Below are 3,352 nucleotides of genomic sequence, written 5' to 3'. Positions count from 1 at the left end.
AGCCGGCCGGTGTGGAACTCGCGGCCCGCGTGGTGCTGGACCTGCGGGTCTTCGAGTGCTGCGCGCAGCGGCTCCAGTTCCTCGGCCATCGCGGCCATGAGCGCTAAAGTCATCCGGGCCCTTCAGTGGGAACGAAGCCCGATGGTGCCCCATCGGCCTTCGGCCTTGCCGACAGCGCGGACTCAGCTCTTGGCGCGCAGCTCGCGTCGCAGGATCTTGCCCACCGGCGTCTTCGGCAGGTCGGTGCGGAACTCGATGACCTTGGGCCGCTTGTAGCCGGTGAGGTGGGTCTCGCAATAGCTGCGCACATCGGCCTCGTTCACGGCGGGATCCTTGCGCACGACCACCAGCTTGACGGCCTCGCCCGACTTCTCGTCGGGCACGCCGACCACGGCGCACTCGAGCACGCCGGGCATCTGCCCGACCACGTCTTCCACCTCGTTCGGGTAGACGTTGAAGCCGCTGACCAGCACCATGTCCTTCTTGCGGTCGACGATCTTGAAATAGCCGCCGTTGTCCACCGTGCCGATGTCGCCGCTGCGGAAAAAGCCGTCGGGCGTCATCACCTTGGCCGTCTCGTCGGGGCGCTGCCAGTAGCCGGCCATGACCTGTGGGCCGCGGATGGCGATCTCGCCCGGCTGGCCGAGCGGCACTTCGTTGCCGTCGTCGTCGATCAGCTTGACCTCGGTCGAGGGAATCGGCACGCCGATCGCGCCGCTGAAGGTCTTGCTCGTGACCGGGTTGCAGGTGGCCGAAGGCGCGGTCTCCGACAGGCCGTAGCCTTCGATGATCGGGCTGCCCGTCTTCTCGAGCCAGAGCTTGGCGGTGCCGCTCGTGACCGCCATGCCGCCGCCCACGCTGAGCCGCAGGTGCGACCAGTCCACCGTGTCGAACTGCGGGTGGTTGGCCATGGCCGTGAACAACGTGTTGACGGCCGGGAAGCTCTGGAACTTGTGCTTGCCGATCTCCTTGAACACCGCCGGCAGGTCGCGCGGGTTGGGGATGAGCACGTTGGCGCCGCCCGTGCGCATCGACAGCATCATGTTCACCGTGAAGGCGAAGATGTGATAGAGCGGCAAGGCGCAGATCGTCACGGGGTACTGGCCCGGCGCCAGGTCCTTAAGCGCCGGCGCATTCCACGCCTCGGACTGCAGCACGTTGGCGATGACGTTGCGGTGCGTGAGCACCGCGCCCTTGCTCACGCCGGTGGTGCCGCCGGTGTACTGCAGCACGGCGATGTCGTCCCGTTTGAGGGCAGGCGCCGTGAAGCTGCTGCGCCGGCCCTGGGCCAATGCGGCGGGAAAGCGCACCGCGCCGGGCAAGGAGAAGGCCGGCACCATCTTCTTGACCTTGCGCACCACGTAGTTGACGAGCACGCCCTTGACACCGAGCAGGTCGCCCATCGAGGCGAGGATCACCTGCTTGGTGGGCACCGCGTTCAGGCAGGCCTGCAAGGTGCCCGCGAAGTTCTCGACGATGACGATCGCCTTCGCGCCGGAGTCCTTGAGCTGGTGCTCCAGCTCGCGCGGCGTGTACAGCGGGTTGACGTTGACCAGCACGAACCCGGCGCGCAGGATGCCCGCCACCGCCACCGGGTACTGCGGCACGTTGGGCATCATCACCGCCACGCGGTCGCCCTTGGCCAGGCCCAGGCCCTGCAGGTAGGCCGCGAAGGCGCGCGACATCTCGTCGATCTCGCCGAAGCCGAAGGTCTTGCCCATGAAGTGAAAGGCCGGCCGGTCCTTGAACTTCTGGAAGCTCTCTTCGAGCAGCGCCACGAGCGAGACGTACTGGTCTGGATCGATCGTCGCCGGCACCCCGTCGGGGTAGTGCCTGAGCCAAACAGAGTCCATGGGCTGCTCCAACAGAAGTTGCAGGATTCTGACTTCGGCCTTACTCGGCAGGGTCAGGGAATGCCATAGCGGCCGCGGGGAGTTCACTGCGGCGCCGCGTCGGCTGCTGCGCTCAGACCATCGCCCCGAGGATCACGCTCGAAGCCTTGAAGATCGCGGTAGCGCGCGAACCCTGTGCCAGCCCGAGCGTCTGCGCGCTGGAACGAGTGAGGACGGCGGCGATGCTGCCCCCGGCGTCCAGCTCGATCACCACCTCGTCGTTCACCGCGCCCGGCGTGACGCGCGACACCGTGCCGGGCAGCTGGTTGCGCGCCGACAACCTGGCGCCGTCGATGTCGGTGGCGACGATCACCGACGACGCCTTGATCAACGCGAACGCGCCTGCGCCGGGCTTGAGTGCCAGCGACTCGGTGCTTTCGCGCGTCACGATGGCGACGATGCGCGCGCCGCCGGCCAGCGTGAGTTCGATCTCGTCGTTGACCGCGCCGGTCTTGACCGCGCTGACGGTGCCGCTGAACTGGTTGCGCGCACTGGTCTTCATGTTCAGCAGCCTCAGGAGGTCGAGGTCAGTGGCCAAGTCGATGGCTTCGTCGCTGAGCCTTTGCACGAAGCGCCGGTGCGCGGCGTCGATCTGCGCAAAACGCTCGGCGAGCTGTTGGCCGCGCGGCGTCAGCTTGGTCGAGCCGCCGCCGCGCCCGCCGGCGCTGCGCTCGACCAGCGCCTGGCCCGACACATTGTTCATGGTGTCGATGGCGTCCCAGGCGGCCTTGTAGCTGATGCCGAAGGCCTTCGCGGCGTGGGTGATCGAGCCGGTTTCGGCAATGGCCCGCAGCAAACCCACGCGGCCCCGGCCACCGAGGTTCTCGCCGCCGACCGTCATCCACAGCGCGCCGGCCAGTTCGATCGCTTCGTTCTTCTTGCTGCGCGGGCCAGCCATCGGCGCTCCTGAAGATCAGGGAAGACAGGGCAATGCATCGTGCCCGACTTCGCCGATCAAGCGCCCCTCGGCGATGTGCAGGACCTCGTCGCCGAAGAGCCGCAGGTCGTCTTCGTCGTGCGTGATCAGCAGCAGGGGGATGTCGAGCTGCGCCTGCAGCGCACGGAGTTCATCGCGCAGGCGGGCGCGCAAGGCACGGTCGAGTGCGGCGAACGGCTCGTCGAGCAGCAGCGCGCGCGGCTCGGCCACCAGCGCGCGCGCGAGCGCCGTGCGCTGGCGCTGGCCGCCCGACAACTGCTCGGGATAGTGCTGCGCCGCCGGGCCGAGGCCCAGGGCATCGAGCCAACGCTGCACGGCTGCGTGCCGCACGTCTCGCCCTGGATTGAAGGGCCCCCGGTGCAGCGCGAAAGCGATGTTCTGCCGCACCGTCAGGTGAGGAAACAAGGCGTAGTCCTGGAACATGTAGGCCACAGCGCGCTGCTGCGGCGGCATGTCGATGCGCGAGCGGTGATCGAAGAGCGTGCGGCCGGCGAGGCACACGCGGCCGGTGTCGGGCGTGGTG

The 3,352-nt window shown here is 68.1% G+C and carries 3 protein-coding genes; all 3 read right to left on the bottom strand.

All coding sequences use genetic code 11. The features are described 5' to 3' along the window. Nucleotides 1-182: 182 nt before the first annotated feature. Nucleotides 183-1,853, bottom strand: a complete 1,671-nt coding sequence (locus tag H0W38_RS19140) for a long-chain-fatty-acid--CoA ligase (protein ID WP_292457145.1) — start codon at nt 1,851-1,853, stop codon at nt 183-185. A 112-nt stretch (nt 1,854-1,965) separates the two neighbouring features. Beyond that, nucleotides 1,966-2,790: a TOBE domain-containing protein gene (locus H0W38_RS19135; RefSeq protein ID WP_292457143.1), complete on the bottom strand. Its 825-nt coding sequence runs from the start codon at nt 2,788-2,790 to the stop codon at nt 1,966-1,968. A gap of 15 nt (nt 2,791-2,805) precedes the next feature. Further along, the coding region (locus H0W38_RS19130) for an ATP-binding cassette domain-containing protein (protein WP_292457142.1) at nt 2,806-3,352 on the bottom strand (547 nt) is incomplete at its 5' end.

It is taken from the genome of Methylibium sp. (genome assembly GCF_013817365.1).
In the GTDB taxonomy this organism is placed as follows: Bacteria; Pseudomonadota; Gammaproteobacteria; order Burkholderiales; family Burkholderiaceae_C; genus Methylibium.
This window is presented reverse-complemented; position numbering and strand designations above follow the sequence as displayed.

Bases quoted from the DNA above. Each gene is read 5' to 3' on its own strand.
- H0W38_RS19135 (WP_292457143.1), bottom strand. From the start codon at position 2,790: ATGGCTGGCCCGCGCAGCAAGAAGAACGAAGCGATCGAACTGGCCGGC.
- H0W38_RS19140 (WP_292457145.1), bottom strand. From the start codon at position 1,853: ATGGACTCTGTTTGGCTCAGGCACTACCCCGACGGGGTGCCGGCGACG.